We start from the raw sequence: 1,142 nt of genomic DNA, 5'->3' as shown, positions 1-1,142 counted from the left end.
TCAAGGGGTGAGTGCAATCGTTAGGGTGCGATGAGTTGTGCGAGGCGTTGGGCTGGGGTGTTCCAGCCCAGCGTTTCGCGGGGGCGGGTGTTGAGTTCGTGGGCGACCTCGTCCAGGCCGGTCTGGTCGATGGTGCGGAAGTCGTAGCTGCTTTTGGGGAAGTACTGGCGTAGCAGGCCGTTGGTGTTCTCGTTGCTGCCGCGTTGCCAGGGGCTGTGGGGGTCGCAGAAGTAGACCGGGCATCCGGTGGCGACGGTGAACACGGGGTGGGTGGCCATTTCGGCGCCTTGGTCCCAGGTCAGCGACCGGCGTAGGTGTGCCGGCATGCGGGTGGCCAGGGTGGTGAGCACGTCGATGACGGCTTCGCTGTCGCGGCCGTGGGGTAGGGCGCCGAGCATCACGTAGCGGGTGGCTCGTTCGACCAGGGTCACGATCGCCGAGGCGCCGGCTTTGCCGATGACCAGGTCACCTTCCCAGTGCCCGGGCACCGCCCGGTCGGTGGCTTCGGCGGGTCGGGTGCTGATGTGCAGGTCCCCGATCCAGGGCCGACGGCTACGGGCGGCGCCCGCGGCACGTGACTGCGGGCGCCGCTGGGTGCGACCCGAACGCAGTGTCACCTGCCGGGTCAACTCGGCCCGCAGGTTGCCCCGCGACTGCACGTAGATCGCCTGGTAGATCGTCTCGTGGGACACCCGCAACTCCGGACGGTCGACGAACGTGGCCCGCAACCACGCGGCGATCTGCTTCGGAGACCACCTACGCGCCAGTTTCCCCGCCACCACCTCCCGCAGCCGCGTACCCGCCCCAAGCTTCGCCCGCTGCGGCCGCCGCCGGGCCGCGTCAGCCCGCCGCTGCGCCCACTGCGCCTGATACCCCCACCGATACGGCCGACGAGCCCGCCCCGACGGTAGTGACCGCCCGAGCGGGTTCTTCGTCCCGTGCCGCGCACTGTTGTTCCGCGCCACCTCCCGCGACACCGTGCACACCGGCACCCCGAGCAGCCCCGCGATCTGCGAAATCGTCCGCCCCGACCCCCACAGATGCTCCAACACCTGCCGATGCCCGAACGTCAACACACCCGGCCTCGCCACCAACACCCCCAGCACAACCAAGATCAGTTGCACTGAAGCCTAGAAACCGCC

General features: G+C 69.4%; 1 protein-coding gene. It reads right to left on the bottom strand.

What is annotated here, in order from left to right; genetic code table 11:
• Window positions 1-20 precede the first annotated feature (20 nt).
• The gene (locus tag Van01_RS32715) at window positions 21-1,124 is read right to left on the bottom strand and encodes an IS30 family transposase (RefSeq protein WP_444543480.1); all 1,104 of its coding nucleotides are present in this window, start codon (window positions 1,122-1,124) and stop codon (window positions 21-23) included.
• Between the last annotated feature and the right edge of the window lie 18 nt (window positions 1,125-1,142).

This window comes from Micromonospora andamanensis (assembly GCF_016863495.1).
Classification (GTDB): domain Bacteria; phylum Actinomycetota; class Actinomycetes; order Mycobacteriales; family Micromonosporaceae; genus Micromonospora; species Micromonospora andamanensis.
The sequence above is the reverse complement of the archived record's forward strand: the minus strand, read 5'-3'. Positions and strand labels throughout refer to the sequence as shown.